This window comes from Kribbella antibiotica (genome assembly GCF_004349055.1).
GTDB classification, from domain to species: Bacteria; Actinomycetota; Actinomycetes; order Propionibacteriales; family Kribbellaceae; genus Kribbella; species Kribbella antibiotica.
This window is the reverse complement of record NZ_SMKX01000055.1, coordinates 1-16,817: the sequence shown is the minus strand read 5'-3', so window position 1 is coordinate 16,817 and position 16,817 is coordinate 1. Positions and strand designations below refer to the sequence as shown.

Sequence of the window (16,817 nt, the reverse complement as noted above, 5' to 3'; positions counted from 1 at the left end):
AGCAGAGGGTCGCCGTGCAGCGGCGGAGGCAGAAGGTGATCCGGCGACGCACTCATCAGCCGCGCCAGTGGAAGTTCAGCTGGAACGGCGTTCTGTGCCTGGTCGCGGCGGTGGTGTTCGGCGTGATCGGCTACGTGCAGGTCGAGGATCTGTACTGGCTGCGGCATCGCGGCGAGGTGGTGACCGGGACGGTGGTGGATCGTGCTGGGGGACGTAGCCCGTGGATCGAGGTCCGGTACGTGACGCGTGCTGGGGAAACGGTCACGGAGCGCACCTCCAACGGCGACGCGGAGCTGGGGCGGTCGATCGAGGTGATCTACGACCGCGAGGACCCAGAGCGAATGCAGGCAAACGACTGGGGCCTGGGCTACTGGTTCCCCGCGCTCTTCTTCGGCGCCGCTACGGCGGGGTTCGCGATCGGAGCATTCGTTCAGCTGCGGCCGCGGCGGGATTAGAGCCGCGGGCCGAGCGGGTCTTCTTCTGGTGGGACCGGCGTACGGCGGATGTCGTCGGTCAGCGATCGATCCGGGAGCCAGATGATAAAGGTGCTGCCGACGCCAAGTTCGGAGTGGAGGGCGACCGTGCCGCCGTGGGATTCGGCGATCTGGCGGACGATGGCGAGGCCTAGGCCGGCTCGGCGTTGGCCTGTGGAAGGGACCGTAGCGGGCGGTTGGTGGGTGCTGCCGGCGCGGAAGAAGCGGTCGAAGACGCGGTCGGCGTCGTCGGCGGCGATGCCGGGGCCTTCGTCGCGGACGGCGATCCACGCCCAGCCGTTCTGACTGCCGACGGCGAGGACCAGTTGGCTGCCGCCGCGGGCCAGGCGGACGGCGTTCGAGAGCAGGTTGTCGACCGCACGCCGCAGGGCCGATGCGTCGCCGGCGACGACCGGGCCGGGCGACAGCCGACGTACGACGTGGAGTTCGCGGTCGGCGGTGAGTAGTTCGTACTCCTCAGCCGCCTCGCTCGCGATCGTCGCCAGGTCCACGTCGGCATCGACGAAGGCGGGAGACGAGCGGCGGGCCGACGCGAGCAGGTCCTCGACGAGGCGGGTCATCCGCTGGATCGCGCGGCTGACGATCGCGGTCGCCTGCGCGCGGTCCTCGGGCGGGGTGTCGTCATGAGCCAGTACGGCGTCAACGTTCGCCTGGATCACCGCGAGCGGATTGCGCAGTTCGTGGGAAGCGTCATCGACGAGCTGCCGTTGCGCCACGAAGGCCGACTCGAGCCGCTCGAGCATGTCGTCGACGGTGTCCCCGAGATTCCGCAGCTCGTCGTGCGGACCCTCCAGCGCGATCCGCCGGGAGAGGTCGGTCGCGGAAATCTCCTGCGCGGTCGCGGTGATCCGCCGTACCGGCCGGAGCGCCCGCCCCGACAACCACCAGCCGGTCCCGAGGCTGACCAGGAAGAGCGCGCCGATCCCGGCCGCCGAGTAGTTCCGCAGGGTCTCCAGGGTCTGAAAGTTGACCGCCGACTGGATCGTGGAGATCTCGGCGGCCTCGATCGTGTAGCCCTGCTTGATGTGGACTTCGCCGCTGGAGTCCTTGTAGTACTTGTTCACCGTGATCGGGTTCAGCGGCTTCGGATCCAGATAGGCCTGGAGCGCGAAGTACACCCCACCGAGCACCAGCGCCGACAGCCCGATCAGCACGGCGGAGTAGGTCAGCGTGAGCCGGAAGCGGATCGTCTGGGTCCACCCGGGGAGCTTCATGTCTCTTCACCCCGGAGGCGGTAGCCGCGGCCGATCACGGTCTCCAGCAAAGCTTCTTCCCCGTCCTGGGTGAGTTTGCGACGCAAGGTCCCGACGGTCACGCGGACGCTCTGGGTGAACGGATCCGCGTTCTCGTCCCAGACATGTTCGAGCAGTTCCTCGGCCGACACGACATGACCGGGCCGCGACATCAGATACCGCAGTACGCCGAACTCTTTCAGCGTGAGCGACAATTCGCGACCGCTCCGCGTGGCCAGGTGCCTCGCCGAATCGAGGACGAGATCCCCGACGTGCAGTTGCGTGCTGCCGTTCGTCACGTCGCGTCGCAGCAGCGCGCGGATGCGGGCCAGCAGCTCCACCAGCGCGAACGGTTTGGTCAGATAGTCGTCGGCGCCCTCGTCCAGCCCGCGCACGCGGTCGGCGAGCGAAGCGCGCGCGGTCAGCATCAGCACCCGCAACTCCCGCCCGGAGGCGACCTCGATCTCGCCGCGCCGGACCGCCCGGCACAGGTCGAGCCCGCTGGTGTCGGGCAGCGTGATGTCCAGGATCGCCAGGTCGTACGCCGTCGTCGCCAGCTTCTCCACCGCCTCGGCCCCGGTCAGCGCCGTGTCCACGGCATAGCCGGCCCGGCCGAGTCCGGAGCGCAATGCGCTGACCAGGCCTTCCTCATCCTCCACCACCAGTAGTCGCACCCCACCAAGGTAGCCGGACCAGCCGCGAGTACCGGTCTGCTCTTTCGGTCGGCTTTCGTTCCACTTTCCGGTCGTTTTCGCATGTCCTTGATGAGGTGGGGACTACTCGAGACGAAGGAGCTTTCATGAACATCCCCGGTAAGCGGATCCTCCTCGGTACGGCGGTCGCCGTGGCCACCCTCGGTGTCGGCGGCTTCGCCTATGCCGCGGGGAACGATCCGGCGCCTGACCAGGGCTATGTGACGGTCGAGGAAGGCACACCGACCACCGCGCAGCAGGGCAGCGACGGGCGGGACTGCCCCGACAAGCAGGGCAGCCAGGCGCAGCCGTCTGAGCAGAACCCGGCCCGCGACGCATGACCGAGACCCATGTCGCGCGTCCTGGCGTGACGGCTGCTTCCCTCGAACACGCGTTGTTCGAGGTGAAGCGGGTCGTTGTCGGCCAGGATCACCTGGTCGAGCGGATGCTCGTCGGGTTGCTTGCCCGCGGCCACTGTCTGCTCGAAGGTGTGCCCGGAGTCGCCAAGACACTCGCGGTCCGGACGCTGGCAGAGGTGATCGGTGGCCGGTTCGCCCGGCTCCAGTTCACTCCCGATCTCGTTCCGGGCGACATCATGGGGACCCGGATCTGGCGGCCTTCCACTGAAGCGTTCGACACCGAGCTCGGCCCGATCTTCGCCAACCTCGTACTCGCCGACGAGATCAACCGCGCGCCGGCCAAAGTGCAGTCGGCGTTGCTGGAGGCAATGGCCGAGAGCCAGGTCAGCATCGGCGGCAAGAGCTACCCGCTGCCGGATCCGTTCCTGGTGCTCGCGACGCAGAACCCGATCGAATCCGACGGTGTCTATGCGCTTCCCGAGGCACAGCGCGACCGGTTCCTGCTCAAGATCACCGTCGACTACCCGAGCCCGCTCGAGGAGCTGACGATCCTGCAGCGGATGAGTGCTCGCCGCCCGCATGCGAACGCCGTACTGACTCCGGAGCAGGTGCATCAGTTGCAGCAGGCAACGGAAGAGGTGTTCGTCCACAACGCCGTGGCCGAGTACGTCGTCCGGTTGGTGCACGCGACTCGGGCTCCGCAGCAATACGGGCTGGCGGATCTGGCCGGCGTACTGGAGTTTGGGGCGAGCCCGCGGGCGACGCTTGGTTTGGTGGCGGCTGGTCGGGCTCTCGCGTTGTTGCGTGGTCGGGACTATGTGCTGCCGGCTGATGTGTACGACGTGGCTCTCGATGTGATGTCGCATCGGTTGGTGCTCACGTTCGATGCGCTGGCGGATGGGGTTGATCCGCGGTCGGTGATCGCTCGGATTCTGCACTCGATCGAGCAGCCGCACGTCGTACCGGCGGACAGCGCAGCATGAGTGGCCCCGATCTGCTGGCTGGTCGCGAGCGTGCGTTGCGGGCGCTCGAGCTGACCGTGAAGCGCAAGCTGGAAGGCCTTCTGCACGGTGACATCACCGGGCTGCTCAGTGGTCCCGGGAGCGAGCCGAACGAGGCCCGGCCATACCAAGCCGGGCAGGACGATGTACGCCGGATGGATTGGAACGTCACCGCTCGTTCGCTCGAACCGCATGTGCGGGCGCCGTTGGCCGAGCGCGAGCTGGAGACGTGGGCGCTGCTCGATGCGTCCGCCAGTATGGATTTCGGGACCGCGCTGAGCGAGAAGCGTGATCTGGCGATCGCGATCATCGGAGCGCTTGGCCTGCTAGCCAGTGGTCCGGGGAACCGGCTCGGTGTCCGGGTCGCGATCGGTGACGAGGTACGACGGCTTCCGGCCGCCGGCGGAGGTGTCCAGCTCCGCCGTTCGCTCCGCACGTTGCTGTCGTTGCCCAGGGCAACACCAGGCGAGTATCCGCCGACCGACCTGGCCCGCGCGATCGCGCGGATGAACCGCGAACACCCCAGGCCGGGTCTCCGCGTGGTCGTCTCGGACTTCCACGACGATCCCTTCGCGCCACGGATCGTTGCGGGCGGATCGATCGGCCGCGCGGCGTCTGGTCGTTCGGGCGACGCGGATGGAGCGCTCGGCTGGGCCAATGCATTGCGTCGGCTCTCCGCGCGCCATGAGGTGCTGGCGATCGAGGTGCTGGATCCGCGCGAGCTCGAACTTCCCGAGGTCGGCCTGCTGACGCTCGTCGATCCCGAGACCGGGCGGCGCCGTGAGGTCCAGACAAGCAGCAAGAAACTGCGTCGCCGGTACGCCGAAGCGATGGCCGCGCACCGGGATCGGACGACGAGTGCGATCCGTGGTGCCGGGGCAGCGCATCTGGTGTTGCGGACCGACACCGACTGGGTGCGCGATGTCGCTTCGTTCGCCACCGCCCGCCGCCGGGCCAGTGTCCGTCGGCACCCGACTTCGAGGACCGGTATCCGATGAGATTCGAGCAACCCCTGTGGCTGTGGCTACTGGTGCTGGTCGTGGCCCTGGTCGCGGCCTACCTGATCGCCCAGCGCCGCCGGAGCAAGTACGCCGTCCGGTTCGCGACCCTGCCGATGCTGGAGAAGGTCGCCCCGAATCGGCCCGGCTGGCGCCGGCACGCGCCGGCCGCGGCCTTCCTCGCCGCGTTGACCGTGCTGACGATCGCCATCGCCCGGCCGGTGGCCGACATCCGCGTACCGCGGGAGCGCGCCACGGTCGTGGTCGCGATCGACGTGTCGAACTCGATGGCCGCGACCGATGTCGCGCCGAACCGGTTCGATGTCGCCAAGCAGGCCGCGGTCCAGTTCGTCCAGGACCTGCCGGAGAAATTCAACGTCGGCCTGGTGTCCTTCTCGCGGACGGCGACAGTGGTCGCCGCCCCGACTACCAACCACCAGGCGGCGGTCGACGCGATCAACGGTCTGCGGCTGAGTAACGCGACCGCGATCGGGGACGCGGTACTGACCAGCCTGCAAGCGGTTCGCACGATCGACCCCGACAATCCGCCGCCGAGCCGCATCGTGCTGCTCTCCGACGGAACCAGTACGTCGGGCAGCCCGGTCGATGAGGCGGCACAGGCCGCCGTACAGGCTGGTGTTCCGGTGTCGACGATCGCCTACGGCACGCCGGACGGCACGGTCACCATCGACGGGCGCGAGATCCCGGTCCCGGCCGACACCGAGACCCTGCAGACGCTCGCCGACACCACCAAGGGTTCGTTCTACGAGGCCGAGTCCGATGAGCAGTTGCGCGACGTGTACTCCGATCTGCAGTCCTCCATCGGCTGGACCACCGAACCCCGCGAAATCACCAACCTGGTGGCAGGAATCGCTCTGGCAGCCGCACTCCTGGCCGCAATCGCCTCCCTCCTCTGGTTCTCCCGCCTCCCGTAGTAGGAGCCCTCATGTCTCCACATCTAGGTAGTCCTTTCCGCGGACCGAACTACGTTCCTGGTCCTCCGCCGGTGGAACCGCAGCCCAGCGCACCACCACCCACGTTCTCCGTCACCCCGGCCTCCGCTGCGCCACTGGCTCCCCCCTCTCCAGTGGCGGCGGCACCTCAGGCCGGGGTGACGGGTCCAGCCCGCGGGCGCCGCGCAGGCGTCGTACTGGGGACGTTGGCTCTGTCGCTGGTTGCGGGTGGGGTGGCAGGAGCGGTCACTGGCGGTTGGGACGGTACGTCGGTTGACTTGCCGCAGGCGGAGGCTCCTGCGGCGACCGGCCAGCAGGGGTCGATTTCGGCGGCTGCGGCGAGTGTGTTGCCGGGCGTGGTGTCGGTGCGGGCCGGCCGGGCGACCGGGTCGGGGTTCGCGATCGACGCGCAGGGGCACGTGGTCACCAACGCCCATGTGGTGGAAGGAGCGAGTGATGTATCCCTGGTCCTGTCGAACGGCCGTCAGGTCGACGCTGACGTTCTCGGGGTCGACGCGAACAACGATCTCGCGGTTCTCCAGGTCGCGACCGCCGACGCCGAGGGACTGCGCGCGCTCACGCTCGGCCGGTCCGCACAGCTGCATGTCGGCGACCCGGTCCTGGCCGTCGGTTCACCACTAGGCCTGGAAGGAACGGTCACCGCCGGCATCGTCAGCGCCGTCGACCGCCAGGCCCGCTTCGGCGACAACAACACCCGCCAGTCCGCGATCCAGACCGACGCCGCGATCAACCCCGGCAACTCCGGCGGACCCCTCGTCAACGCCGCCGGCCAGGTCGTCGGCGTCAACACCGCCATCGCCACCCTCGGCAGTTCCCGCTCCGGCAGCATCGGCATCGGCTTCGCCATCCCCGTCGACCGCATGACCACCATCGTCAAAAGTTTGATCGACTAAAACGCCGTACCATCTCCTGAAACGACGTATTAGTCCACATCATCTTTGAGCACCCCTCAACCATTTCGGCCGCCGAAATGTGGTTGGTGGGTGCTCAAAGATCGCCTCCCTACCCAAAGAGCAGCGCGCCCACCTTTGGGCGCGAGGGGCGACTTTGGGGGCGAGGGGCGACTTTGGGTACGCACCAGTCATCTGTACGGCGTCGAAGTGGTTGGTGGGTACCCAAGGTGGAGCTTCGTGCCCAAAGAGCAGCGGGCGGTTCCGGAAGAGTCGGGGTTGTGGTGGCGTGTGGATTCGGGTCTGCGCTCTACAGTTGGGGGATGGTGTATTTCGGTGGGTTGCTGGCGTTGATCGGGCTCGGGACGCTGTTGTTCCGGGACGGCGATGTCGTGGGGCTGCCTGCTGCCGCGGTCGGCGTGGTCTTGCTGGTGATCGGGGCCGCGGCCGGTGTGTTCGGGTTCATCCGGAAGCGGAAGGTCCGGGCGCGGAAGATCGCCAAGGGCGAGCCGGTGCCGGTGGGCGATGTGATCGAGCGGGCGCGGGCGTTGCCGCGGCTGATTCGGGCGGCGCGGTCGGGCGCGTACGGCGAGTTGCCGAAGAGCCGGATGACGTTGTGGGTGTTCGCGCTGGTCTACCTGATCTCGCCGATCGACATCCTGCCGGATCTGCTGCCGGTCATCGGCGTGACCGACGACGCGGGCGTCCTCGTCTGGCTGCTGACGAGCGTCTCAACTGCCGCCGGCCTCTACATCAACCACGAACGCAAGCAGGTTCACCCAGACTGAAGCCAGTCCGCCAGATCATCGGCGGCCTCATCAGGATGCTGATAGGCGAACAACTGCAACGGATCAGTCGGTACGGCGCCTGTCGGGCAGGCGAGCCGATGCGCGGCCAGCACCAGCTCCCGCGCAGCGGTGAGCACCAGCTCGGCTTGCGCAAGAGCAGCGGCCGGGTCGTCCAGCTCAGCGGCTGAGCGGGCGAGCTCCGACACCTCGCACGCCTGGTAGGCCATCGCCAGCTGGGCCCTGTTCATCCGAACGCTCGCACGAAGAACAAGACCGTCATCGCAACCGCCGTTCCGACGACGAGCACGCGCAGGACCGCGGCTGGGAGGCGGCGTACCAGGTGGGCGCCGAAGTAGCCGCCGATCATCGCGCCGCACAGCATCGCGACCAGGTGCCGGGTCTGGTCGAGGACATCCGCGGCGAACAGGAAGATCAGCGCGGCGGTGAAGAAGACGGCACCGACCTGGATCACGCGCAGCGGAGTCCCGCGTGCCGTGTCCAGCGAGGTGGTGGCCGACCAGAACGCCAGCATCATCACCCCGACCGCGCCGCCGAAGTAGCCGCCGTAGATCGAGAGCACGAACTGGACCACCAGGATCGCGACCGGTCCGGCAGGCCCGAGCCGCATTGCCTTGGTCAGCCGCTTGCCGAAGGCGAGCACCAGCGTTGCGAATGCGAGCAACCACGGCACGGCCGCCTCAAAGGATGCCGACGGCAACAAGAGCAGGAGCCCGGCACCGATCGCCCCGCCCAGCACGCTGGCCAGCGTCAGCCGCAGCGTGGACGGATGCTCGAAGGCGTGCACCTGCTTCCGATACACCCACGCGCTGGTCGCGTTGCCCGGCAGCAGCGCGACGGTGGCGGTCGCGTTGGCGGTGACCGGCGGCAGGCCGCCAGCCACTAACGCGGACAGCGCAACGAAGCTCCCGCCGCCGCCCACGGCGTTCAGGGCACCGGCGGCGATTCCGGCCAGCAGGATCATCAGCACTCTTCGAGGATCAGGCCTGACCGCGGACTCCACAATGCGCGATCCCCGTAGCCAGCCTAAGCCTGAGGCGTAGGCTGAGCCCATGAGGTACGACCTGGACGACCTCCGTCTCTTCGCTCTTGTCGCCACCGAAGGCTCGATTACCGGTGGGGCGAAGGCGATGCACCTCAGCCTGCCTTCGGCCAGTGCGCGGGTCAGAGCACTCGAAGCGCAGGCCGGCGTACCGCTGCTGATCCGCGAGCGCCGAGGCGTCCGACTGACTCCCGCCGGCGCCACCCTGGCCCGCCACGCGCGCGACGTACTGGCCGAGACCACCCGCCTCGACAGCGCAGTCGCGTCGTACGCGATCTCTGGCACCGAGCCCGTCCGCTTGGTCGCCGGCGGCTCGGCGATGCACCAACTCGTCCCGGCTGCGCTCGCCACCTTCCTGCGCGATCACCCTGAGTACGACGTCAATGTGAAGGAACGCCGTACCGTCCGGAGCGTCAAGATTCTCGCCGGCGGTGAAGCCGATCTCGGCGTGATCCTCGACGACGAGCCGACCCTGCTACGGACCGAACCACTGGCCGACGACTCCCTCGTCGTCATCGGCCAGGCCGGCGGCATCCTCGCGGGCCGCAATTCGATCGCGTACGCCGAAGTGGCCGAACACCCCTTGGTCGCGCTCGACCGGGTCTCACCGCTGACCCTGTGGATGGAAGAGCGCCTCGGCCCACACGCGCCCGTACCGCGCTATCGGACTCTCGTGCCGACCCTGCACACCGTGATCAGCCTGGCCACGGCTGGAGCCGGTCTGGCGATCGTCCCGCGCCGTGCGGTGGATGCGATCACCTCGATCGACATCTGCCCGCTCGAGGACGCGTGGTCGATCCGCGCGCACCTGCTCTGCTACGCCACCAACGCTCCCCAAGGCACCTACCTGTTGGCGGAGCACCTGCGAGCAGCAGCTAGCGTGCGCGCATGACGGACATCCCGGTGTAACCCGCTGGCTCAGCTGGTTGCCCGCACCGTCGGATAGCGTGCAGGAATGCGCGCTCTGACAGTGGAAGCTCTGACAGTGAAAGAGGCCAGGCAACGGGCCGCGGACCTGGCTGTTCGGTCCTACCTGGTCGACTTCGACCTCACCGACCCCGGCGACACTTTCGAGGTGACAAGCCGGATCAGCTTCACAGCAGCCGGTACGGCGAGTTGGGTCGATGTGAAACCGGAGCGCCTGCTCTCGGTGGAGCTCAATGGTCAGCCACTCGACACTGAGCTCCTGACCGACGGGCGGTTCCCGCTGGCCGGTCTGCAGGCTGAGAACGACCTGGTGATCCACACCGTGCAGAAGTACTCGGTCGACGGTGAGGGCCTGGTCCGCTCGGTCGATGCGGCTGACGGGCGCGTCTACACGTACGGCATGTCATCGCTGGAGTCGGCGCCGCGCTACTACCCGTGTTTCGACCAGCCCGACCTCAAAGCGCCGTACACGGTGACTGTGAAGTGTCCTGAGGACTGGGTGGTGCTCGGCAACGGCGCTGCCACGCAGACCGGGCCGGGGGAGTGGGCGCTGGCCGAGACCAAGCCGCTGTCGACGTACTTCGTCGCGATCGTCGCCGGTCCGTTCCACCTGATCCGCAGCGAGTACGACGGCATCCCCCTCGGGCTGGCCTGCCGGCAGTCGCTCAAGGAGCCGCTGGAGGCAGACGCGGAGGACCTGTTCAAGACGACGCGGGATGCGTTCGACGCGTACCACCGCATGTTCGCGCAGCGGTACATGTTCGGCGAGTACTGGCAGGTCTTCGTCCCCGACTTCAACCTCGGCGCGATGGAGAATCCGGGCTGTGTCACCGTCTCCGACGACTTCCTGTTCCGTGCGCAGGCAACTGAGGCCGAGCGCAGTACCCGGTCGCGGGTGCTGGTGCACGAGATGGCGCACATGTGGTTCGGCGATCTCGTCACCATGAAGTGGTGGAACGACATGTGGCTGAACGAGTCGTTCGCCGAATACATGGCACACCGCGTGGCCGAGGATGCGACGGCGTACAAGGACAACTGGACGGACTTCGCCTTTGTCCGCAAGTGGTGGGGGATGCAGACCGACCAGAGCAGCTCGACGCACCCCGTTGCGCCGGACAGCCTGAAGGACGCGCGGCAGTCGCTCGACGACTTCGACGGCATCTCGTATGCCAAGGGTGCTGCGGTGCTGAAGCAGTTGGCGAAGTACCTCGGGGACGACGTGTTCCTGAAGGGTGTGAACTCGCATCTCGAGGCGCACGAATACGGCAACGCGGATCTGCACGAGTTCATTGCGAAGCTGACCGAGGCCGGCGCGAACGGTCTGGAGAACTGGTCCGAGCAGTGGCTGCGCACATCCGGTCTGGACACGTTGTCGGCCGAGCGAACGGCGACCGGCGTGGTGCTGCATCGTGAGAGCCCGGACGATTCCCGGCGGCCGCACACGCTGACGGTCGGCGGGTACGACGAAGCCGGTACGCCGACAATCGTCGAGCTGGTATTGGACCAGGATTCCGTGGAAGTTGCGCTGGGCAACGAGATCGCGGTGATCGTGCCGGATGCCCAGGACGACACCTGGGTGAAGGTCCGGCTGGATTCGACCACCCTCGCCAACCTGCCCGCCGTACTGCCGAAGATCGCCGACGGTACGACGCGTGCGGTGATCTGGAATGCCGTCCGCGACGCGACGATGACGGGCGAACTTGATCCGCGGCAGGCGCTGGAGCTCTTCGCCACGACCATCGGCGCCGAGGACAGTGACGTCGCGGTCGAGTCGCTGGTTCGCTGGCTGGACAAGGTAATCGGCGGCTATCTCCCGTACGACGAATCGCGCGCCGTGGTCGCGGATGCGCTGGAGGCCAAGCTGGCGAGCGTCGAGCCAGGCAGCAGCCTGCAGCTCGCCACCGCCCGAGGCTTCGTGGAAACCACCCACGACAGCGAACTGTTGAAGAGCTGGTTGACCGCAAACCCTGGGCGTGGATTGGACATCGGGCAGGATCTGCGGTGGGCCATCGTGCTCCAGCTGGTGCGGCTCGGCGCCTTCGGTGCGGCTGAGATCGACGCCGAGCTGGCGCGGGACCAGTCCTCCGAAGGAGTCACACATGCGGCCCGGTGTCGCGCGGCGCTTGCCGATGGCAAGGAAGCGGCCTGGCAGCGGATCATGGCCGACCCCGAGATCGGGGTCCGCGAACTGCTCGCCACGGCCGAGGGTTTCTGGCACCCCGCGCAGGCCGCGATCACAGCGCCGTACGTCGGGAGGTTCTTCACCGACATCGCCGGGACCGGAGACTTCCGGGCCGGGATGGTGCTGATGCTGACCGCGAACCGGATCGTCCCGAAGTACGCGATCGACGCCGGTCTGATCGGGATGGCCGAAGCGTTGGCCAAGGACACGACGGTGACCTCGGGGATTCGGCGGGCGGTGGCGAACTACGCCGACGACCTCCGGCGGGCAGTAGAGGTTCGTCGCCGATACAGCTAATCTGGTCACTCAGAGTGTCGGCTAGCGCTCGAGGAGTCACCGAATGCGATGGTTCCGCCTCCTTCTCATCGTCGCATTGCTCCCGGTGGCTCCCGCAGCCGCGCTCGACTCGGTCGCTGCGGTTCGGGCCCGGCTGGAGACGATCGCCGGGCTCCGGGTCGAGAGTGGTCAGCTGCTGAACGGCAAGCCGTTCTTCGTGCTCTGGTACGCCCAGCCGACCGATCATCATGCGACCGGCGGTGAGCAGTTCGAACAGCGAATCACCTTATGGCACAAGGGATTCGACCGACCAACCGTGCTGCAGACGACCGGGTACATGGGCACGGCCGGAGCGAATGCGGCTGAGCCGACCCGCCTGGTCGACGGCAACCAGCTGAACATCGAGCAGCGTTTCTTCGGCCGCTCGACCCCCGCGAGCAAGGACTGGACCAAGCTCGACATCTGGCAGGCCGCTACCGACCACCACCGGATCGTCGAAGCCTTCAAACCCTTGTACGGCGGCAAGTGGTTGTCGACCGGCGCGAGTAAGGGCGGAATGACCTCGGTCTACCACCGACGTTTCTACCCCGCCGATGTCGACGCGACGATCGCGTACGTCGCGCCGCAGGACACGGTCAACGCGCAGGATTCATACGTCGACTTCATCCAACAGGCCGGCACCGATCCGGCCTGCAACGAAGCCCTGCGGACCCTCCAGCGCAATGCCCTCTACCGCCGCGCGGCCATGCTCCCGAAATTGGTAGCCCTCCGTCAGACGTATGACGAGGCCTACGGTTCGGCCGATCGCGCCTTCGAAGCGGCCGTCCTGGATACGCCGTTCAAGTTCTGGCAGTACCGCACTCAGTCGAGTTGCTTGCTGATCCCCGGCAGATCCGCGACAGACCAGCAGTTGTTCACGTTCATCGGACAGATCGTCGACTGGTCGTCATACTCGGATGCCGGCGTCGCGCCGTACCGGGCGTACTTCTACCAGGCCGCCGCTCAGCTCAACTGGCCCGATACCTCCACCGGCACGACCTGGCTCAAGGGCCTCCTGCATTACCCCGAAGCCAGCGCGGCCCCCGCGGCCCTCAAGGCGCCGCCGAAGCACGACGCGCAGGCGATGCCCGACATCGACCACTGGGCGCGGACGTCCGCGACCCGGATGCTCTACGTCTACGGCGCCAACGACCCCTGGTCGGCCGAGCAGTTCGCGCCATGTCCGCAGGACTGCCACACGTACGTCGTACCGGCTGGGAACCACAACGCGACGATCGCCGGTTTGCCGACGGCTCAGCGGACCGCCGCGACCGATCTCCTCAAGAAGTGGGTCAGCGCACCGTAAGACGTTCCGCGACAGCCTTGCGGGCCTGGTGAATGCGGGCCTTCACAGTCCCGAGCGGTACGTCGAGTTCATCCGCGATCTCGGCGTACGTGAGAGCGCCGAGATCGCGCAGGACCAGCGGCTGGACGAGCTGCGGGTGGCTGGACTCGAGGTGCTCGAGCGCCTCCAGCAGATCCAGCCGGGAGCCGGCGATGACGGAGGTCGTGCGTGGGTCGACCGCTTCCGGCATGTATTCGGAGGTCTGCTCAACCGCGCGCCGCTTGAGCGAGCGATAGGTCTGCCGGGCCTGGTTGGTCGCCACGATCGTCACCCAGCCGGCGAAGCTGCCGGTGCCCTTGAACTGGTGCAGCTTGGTTGCCACCGTCAACAAGGTGTCCTGGACGGCTTCTTCGGCGTCCTCGCGATACGGGAGGAACTTCGCCACCCGCCGCTGCACCAACGGCCGGATCGCATGCAGCAGCTCAGGCATCACCGACGCGTCCGCCTTCGTGCGCGTCGCGAGCCCTTCGAGCTCCTCGTTCATGCTCCCCCAGAGTGGTTGTCCCCCGTTCGGACCGTCAGTGAACGACAATAGCTCTCGATGGATGTCATCGGACGGTATCGGCTGCAGGACCAGATCGGCGCGGGCGCGTTCGCGACGGTCTGGCGAGGCTACGACGACGACCTCGACGTGGATGTCGCGGTCAAGATCCTCGCCGACAACTGGGCGTCGCGCGCCGACGTACGGGAGCGGTTCCTGTCCGAGGCCAGGCTGATGCGCAAGATCGCCAGCGACCGGGTGGTCCGGGTCTTCGACCTCGGACGGTTGCCGGACGGGCGCCCGTACTTCGTCATGGACTACGTCGGTGGCGGCACACTCGGCGACCTGCTGCGGCAGGGGACGCTGGATCCCGTGGACGCGCTCTGGTGGGGTGCGGACCTGGCCCGGGCGGTCGCCGCGCTGCACCACGAGGGGGTCGTGCACCGCGACGTCACCCCGGCAAACCTGCTGCTCCGCGAGAACGTCGGCATCGAGTCCGGGGGCGGCACGCACCGCATCGTGCTCGCTGACCTCGGCCTGGCCAAGCGCGCGGCCGAGGCCTCCGGACTGACCCAGGCGGTCGGCACCCCGTCGTACATGGCGCCTGAGCAGGGGCGTGGTGACGGCGGTTTCGACGAGCGCGCGGACATCTACGCGATCGGCGCGGTGACCTACGCGCTGCTGACAGGACACCCGCCGTACGCCGTCTCTTCGATCCCTGACGTGCTCAACCGCGACCCCGACTTGCTCCCCGGCAGTCTGCAGCCGCTGCTGCATGACGCGGTCGGCGACCTGGACGACATCTTCGCGCGGGCGCTCGCCTACAACCCGACCGACCGCTTCGACCGGGCCGAGCTGCTAGCCGAGCGCCTGGAGGCTGAGGCGTACCGCCTCGAACAGGAAGCGCCGCTGCGCGCCCAGGAGCGAACCAGCATCACCGACGACGAGGTGTCGACCACAGTCGCCACCAACCCACCCGTACGGCGTCGCCGTCGCCGCGCCTGGCTGTGGTTCGCGGCGACCCTGCCGGTGGTGTTCGCCGCGGCTGGTGTCGGCGGCTGGTACTTGTTCGGCCAGTGAGACGAGGGTCCCCAAGCAGTCGTTTGGATGCTTAGGGTAGCGATATGGCTACTCACCGCAGTCTTCTCGTTCTCGGTGCTGCCGTCCTTCCCTTGATCTTCGGAGTCCCCGCGGCCGGCGCTCAACCGGCCGCTCAACCTGCCGCGAGCTATGCCTGCCGAGCCGACACCAAGTTCGGCAAACACCTGCTATCGCTACGCCAAGGCGTCGACGCCAAAGCCCCCACCACCGTGAAGCCGAACCACCGCTTCTCCATCACCGTCGACCTCAAGCCCGGCCAACTCCCGACCGAGGTCAAAAGCTTCAAACTCAAAGAAGTCCGCGACCTGTCGCTGCGCGTCCCCATCCCACCCAACACGTCGTACGTGAGCGCTGCCCTAACCGGCGGCTCCGGCCTCAACTCCACCCCGTCCGTCCGCCTCGACGGCCGCACCGCGATCATCACCGTCGCCGGCCCCATCCCCGGCGGCGCCGCGTACCAGCTCCCGAGTCTGACCGTTCGGTTGAAGGCCGGCCGCCGCGGCGCCGTAGTCGAAACCCGCCTCCAAGGCACCTCGTACGACGCCCCCGGCCTAACCCTCACCGCGAAAATCAAGTGGAAGTTCGTCACCCTCACCGCCCCGGTGAACTGCTACCCCAACCCCAATCCAGCCCTGACCCGCACCACCATTCGCTAACCCTGGCAAGGCTGGTCTTCGTATGGCGGTGCATGGTTGTTCGCCGCACCGGACAAGCCGGATACGTTGTCTGTGGCTGGTCGCCGCGGCGGCCGCGTTACATAAAGAGCTTGGCTGGGCCCGGCGGGTGGTTGAGGTACTGGCGAGGTCGGCGATCGCGCTCGCGCCGATTGAGGTGCTCGCTGTGGTTGCGGCCGGTAGTGGGGAGGCCTGGAAAGTGACCCTCCGCTGTGGTGAAAAGCGCTGGCAAGGAGGCCGGGGTGCTGCCGCGCCCGGCTGACCCCGGCTGCCCCCGGTCGCCGCGCTGGTTGCCCCTTTTTCGTCGCGGCGCTGTCCAGTTGTCGGGGGTTTGTGGGCTGGGTGGTGGGCGTGAACAAGTAGTTACCTGTCCCGGCCCACCGTTTCTTGTTCAAGCCCCCGGTTGTTGGCCCGGCTGGACTCGCCGGCGCTCACTACGCGTGAGTTTTTCGGCGTATGGAGGCTGTAGCGAAATGGGGCTCGACTTGGGCACGGTGGGGAGAACCGCGCACAAATTGGCCGATTTTGGTGCCCAAGTGGAGGGGACCACGATTAGGCGGCGAGGTCGCAACTCTCTGACCAGGGCGTATTCGATGGCTCTGGCACCTCAGGGATGAACATCGTTTTCATCTCCCATTTTGCGACAGCCTCATGGACCCGAAAAAGTCCCGCGTAGTGCGAAACGGTGGGCGGGTATGCCGGTGGAACTCCCCAGTGCCCGATTCGTCGGGTATCCGGGCGGGCTGGGGAGCGAAACTGACCTGGAATGACGGGTAAAGCTCCCCGGCCCCACCCGCCAGCCCGCCCGGTGAGCTGGGTGGAACGTTTTGTGCAAATGGCGACATGGAGTTTCCACACTGGCGCTGCTTTTCGACCCCAGCCACAGCGGGCACCTCAAGCAGCGGGAACGCGATCGCCGGCCTCGCCAGTACCTCAACCAGGCACCGGCCCCAGCCAAGCTCTTTATGTAACGCGGCCGCCGCGGCGACCAGCCACAAGCAACGTGCCCGGCTTGTCCGGAGCGACGATCAACCATCCCGCCGTACCGGCCTCGAACCCCCAAGCCAACGTCCGAAAGACCAGAGACGGGCACTCCGATATTTCGGACGTAAACGGTGCGCCCGCTCCTCGGGCGCTCCCTCGCAGCAGGAACCACCTGAGGGGTCAACCCCTCGGATGAACTGGTCCCCGATTGTTGGACTGGCTGGTTAGAAGCCTAGGCCGCGAGGGCTTGGGCCCGGTATTGCACCGGGCTCAGGCCCTCGAGTCTTGTTGAGATGCGGTCGTTGTTGTACCAGCGGATG

Annotated in this window: 18 protein-coding genes; 12 read left to right on the top strand and 6 right to left on the bottom strand. The window is 67.4% G+C overall.

What is annotated here, in order from left to right; translation table 11 throughout:
* The first annotated feature begins 35 nt into the window (after window positions 1–35).
* The gene (locus E1263_RS19855; RefSeq protein WP_132169474.1) at window positions 36–455 is read left to right on the top strand and encodes a DUF3592 domain-containing protein; all 420 of its coding nucleotides are present in this window, start codon (window positions 36–38) and stop codon (window positions 453–455) included.
* On the opposite strand, the gene E1263_RS19850 is transcribed toward E1263_RS19855, so the two are convergent.
* On the bottom strand, window positions 452–1,708 hold the full coding sequence (locus E1263_RS19850; protein WP_132169472.1) for a sensor histidine kinase: 1,257 nt from the start codon (window positions 1,706–1,708) through the stop codon (window positions 452–454). The genes E1263_RS19855 and E1263_RS19850 overlap by 4 nt on opposite strands.
* Window positions 1,705–2,400: a response regulator transcription factor gene (locus E1263_RS19845; protein WP_132169470.1), complete on the bottom strand. Its 696-nt coding sequence runs from the start codon at window positions 2,398–2,400 to the stop codon at window positions 1,705–1,707. The genes E1263_RS19850 and E1263_RS19845 overlap by 4 nt, the downstream gene beginning before the upstream one ends.
* Before the next feature lie 125 nt (window positions 2,401–2,525).
* Here E1263_RS19845 and E1263_RS19840 point away from each other — a divergent pair, with 125 nt between their 5' ends.
* From E1263_RS19840 to E1263_RS19815, 6 genes are all read left to right on the top strand, one after another.
* Window positions 2,526–2,759 carry a hypothetical protein gene (locus tag E1263_RS19840; RefSeq protein WP_132169468.1) on the top strand — a complete coding sequence of 78 codons (234 nt, stop codon included), beginning with the start codon at window positions 2,526–2,528 and terminating at the stop codon, window positions 2,757–2,759.
* Window positions 2,756–3,760, top strand: coding sequence for an AAA family ATPase (locus E1263_RS19835; RefSeq protein WP_132169466.1), 1,005 nt, complete (start codon window positions 2,756–2,758; stop codon window positions 3,758–3,760). Before E1263_RS19840 ends, E1263_RS19835 begins: the two co-directional genes overlap by 4 nt.
* Window positions 3,757–4,776: a DUF58 domain-containing protein gene (locus E1263_RS19830; RefSeq protein ID WP_132169464.1), complete on the top strand. Its 1,020-nt coding sequence runs from the start codon at window positions 3,757–3,759 to the stop codon at window positions 4,774–4,776. Before E1263_RS19835 ends, E1263_RS19830 begins: the two co-directional genes overlap by 4 nt.
* Window positions 4,773–5,711, top strand: coding sequence for a VWA domain-containing protein (locus E1263_RS19825; protein ID WP_132169462.1), 939 nt, complete (start codon window positions 4,773–4,775; stop codon window positions 5,709–5,711). Before E1263_RS19830 ends, E1263_RS19825 begins: the two co-directional genes overlap by 4 nt.
* A 176-nt stretch (window positions 5,712–5,887) precedes the next feature.
* Window positions 5,888–6,643 (top strand): S1C family serine protease, encoded by a 756-nt coding sequence (locus tag E1263_RS19820; protein ID WP_238161336.1) that lies wholly within the window; start codon window positions 5,888–5,890, stop codon window positions 6,641–6,643.
* 320 nt (window positions 6,644–6,963) lie between these two features.
* Window positions 6,964–7,428 carry a YkvA family protein gene (locus E1263_RS19815; protein ID WP_132169458.1) on the top strand — a complete coding sequence of 155 codons (465 nt, stop codon included), beginning with the start codon at window positions 6,964–6,966 and terminating at the stop codon, window positions 7,426–7,428.
* Here the strand turns inward: E1263_RS19815 and E1263_RS19810 are convergent.
* Entirely contained in the window at window positions 7,416–7,676 is a 261-nt protein-coding gene (locus tag E1263_RS19810) for a hypothetical protein (RefSeq protein ID WP_132169456.1), read from the bottom strand. The two genes, E1263_RS19815 and E1263_RS19810, sit on opposite strands and share 13 nt — an antisense overlap.
* Window positions 7,673–8,410 carry a sulfite exporter TauE/SafE family protein gene (locus tag E1263_RS19805; protein ID WP_238161339.1) on the bottom strand — a complete coding sequence of 246 codons (738 nt, stop codon included), beginning with the start codon at window positions 8,408–8,410 and terminating at the stop codon, window positions 7,673–7,675. The genes E1263_RS19810 and E1263_RS19805 overlap by 4 nt, the downstream gene beginning before the upstream one ends.
* Before the next feature lie 88 nt (window positions 8,411–8,498).
* On the opposite strand from E1263_RS19805, the gene E1263_RS19800 reads away from it, so the two are divergent.
* The 3 genes from E1263_RS19800 (at window position 8,499) to E1263_RS19790 (ending at window position 13,218) form a co-directional block, all read left to right on the top strand.
* Window positions 8,499–9,380, top strand: coding sequence for a LysR family transcriptional regulator (locus E1263_RS19800; protein WP_132169452.1), 882 nt, complete (start codon window positions 8,499–8,501; stop codon window positions 9,378–9,380).
* Window positions 9,381–9,443: 63 nt separating this feature from the next.
* Window positions 9,444–11,894: an aminopeptidase N gene (pepN, locus tag E1263_RS19795; protein ID WP_238161335.1), complete on the top strand. Its 2,451-nt coding sequence runs from the start codon at window positions 9,444–9,446 to the stop codon at window positions 11,892–11,894.
* A gap of 43 nt (window positions 11,895–11,937) precedes the next feature.
* Window positions 11,938–13,218, top strand: a complete 1,281-nt coding sequence (locus tag E1263_RS19790; RefSeq protein WP_132169450.1) for a S28 family serine protease — start codon at window positions 11,938–11,940, stop codon at window positions 13,216–13,218.
* Here E1263_RS19790 and E1263_RS19785 read toward each other — a convergent pair.
* On the bottom strand, window positions 13,205–13,741 hold the full coding sequence (locus E1263_RS19785) for an RNA polymerase sigma factor (protein WP_132169448.1): 537 nt from the start codon (window positions 13,739–13,741) through the stop codon (window positions 13,205–13,207). The two genes, E1263_RS19790 and E1263_RS19785, sit on opposite strands and share 14 nt — an antisense overlap.
* Before the next feature lie 57 nt (window positions 13,742–13,798).
* On the opposite strand from E1263_RS19785, the gene E1263_RS19780 reads away from it, so the two are divergent.
* The gene (locus tag E1263_RS19780) at window positions 13,799–14,818 is read left to right on the top strand and encodes a serine/threonine-protein kinase (protein WP_132169446.1); all 1,020 of its coding nucleotides are present in this window, start codon (window positions 13,799–13,801) and stop codon (window positions 14,816–14,818) included.
* Window positions 14,819–14,862: 44 nt separating this feature from the next.
* Complete coding sequence (locus E1263_RS19775) at window positions 14,863–15,495, top strand: hypothetical protein (protein ID WP_202868966.1); 633 nt, start codon at window positions 14,863–14,865, stop codon at window positions 15,493–15,495.
* Window positions 15,496–16,729: 1,234 nt separating this feature from the next.
* On the opposite strand, the gene E1263_RS19770 is transcribed toward E1263_RS19775, so the two are convergent.
* Entirely contained in the window at window positions 16,730–16,816 is an 87-nt protein-coding gene (locus tag E1263_RS19770; RefSeq protein ID WP_420323368.1) for an IS3 family transposase, read from the bottom strand.
* Window position 16,817 lies beyond the last annotated feature (1 nt).

Excerpts from the sequence above, each read along its gene's own strand:
- E1263_RS19850 (WP_132169472.1), bottom strand. The coding sequence starts at position 1,708 with ATGAAGCTCCCCGGGTGGACCCAGACGATCCGCTTCCGGCTCACGCTG.
- E1263_RS19840 (WP_132169468.1), top strand. The coding sequence starts at position 2,526 with ATGAACATCCCCGGTAAGCGGATCCTCCTCGGTACGGCGGTCGCCGTG.
- E1263_RS19835 (WP_132169466.1), top strand. The coding sequence starts at position 2,756 with ATGACCGAGACCCATGTCGCGCGTCCTGGCGTGACGGCTGCTTCCCTC.
- E1263_RS19830 (WP_132169464.1), top strand. The coding sequence starts at position 3,757 with ATGAGTGGCCCCGATCTGCTGGCTGGTCGCGAGCGTGCGTTGCGGGCG.
- E1263_RS19825 (WP_132169462.1), top strand. The coding sequence starts at position 4,773 with ATGAGATTCGAGCAACCCCTGTGGCTGTGGCTACTGGTGCTGGTCGTG.
- E1263_RS19815 (WP_132169458.1), top strand. The coding sequence starts at position 6,964 with ATGGTGTATTTCGGTGGGTTGCTGGCGTTGATCGGGCTCGGGACGCTG.
- E1263_RS19810 (WP_132169456.1), bottom strand. The coding sequence starts at position 7,676 with ATGAACAGGGCCCAGCTGGCGATGGCCTACCAGGCGTGCGAGGTGTCG.
- E1263_RS19805 (WP_238161339.1), bottom strand. The coding sequence starts at position 8,410 with ATGATCCTGCTGGCCGGAATCGCCGCCGGTGCCCTGAACGCCGTGGGC.
- E1263_RS19800 (WP_132169452.1), top strand. The coding sequence starts at position 8,499 with ATGAGGTACGACCTGGACGACCTCCGTCTCTTCGCTCTTGTCGCCACC.
- pepN (WP_238161335.1), top strand. The coding sequence starts at position 9,444 with ATGCGCGCTCTGACAGTGGAAGCTCTGACAGTGAAAGAGGCCAGGCAA.
- E1263_RS19790 (WP_132169450.1), top strand. The coding sequence starts at position 11,938 with ATGCGATGGTTCCGCCTCCTTCTCATCGTCGCATTGCTCCCGGTGGCT.
- E1263_RS19785 (WP_132169448.1), bottom strand. The coding sequence starts at position 13,741 with ATGAACGAGGAGCTCGAAGGGCTCGCGACGCGCACGAAGGCGGACGCG.
- E1263_RS19780 (WP_132169446.1), top strand. The coding sequence starts at position 13,799 with ATGGATGTCATCGGACGGTATCGGCTGCAGGACCAGATCGGCGCGGGC.
- E1263_RS19775 (WP_202868966.1), top strand. The coding sequence starts at position 14,863 with ATGGCTACTCACCGCAGTCTTCTCGTTCTCGGTGCTGCCGTCCTTCCC.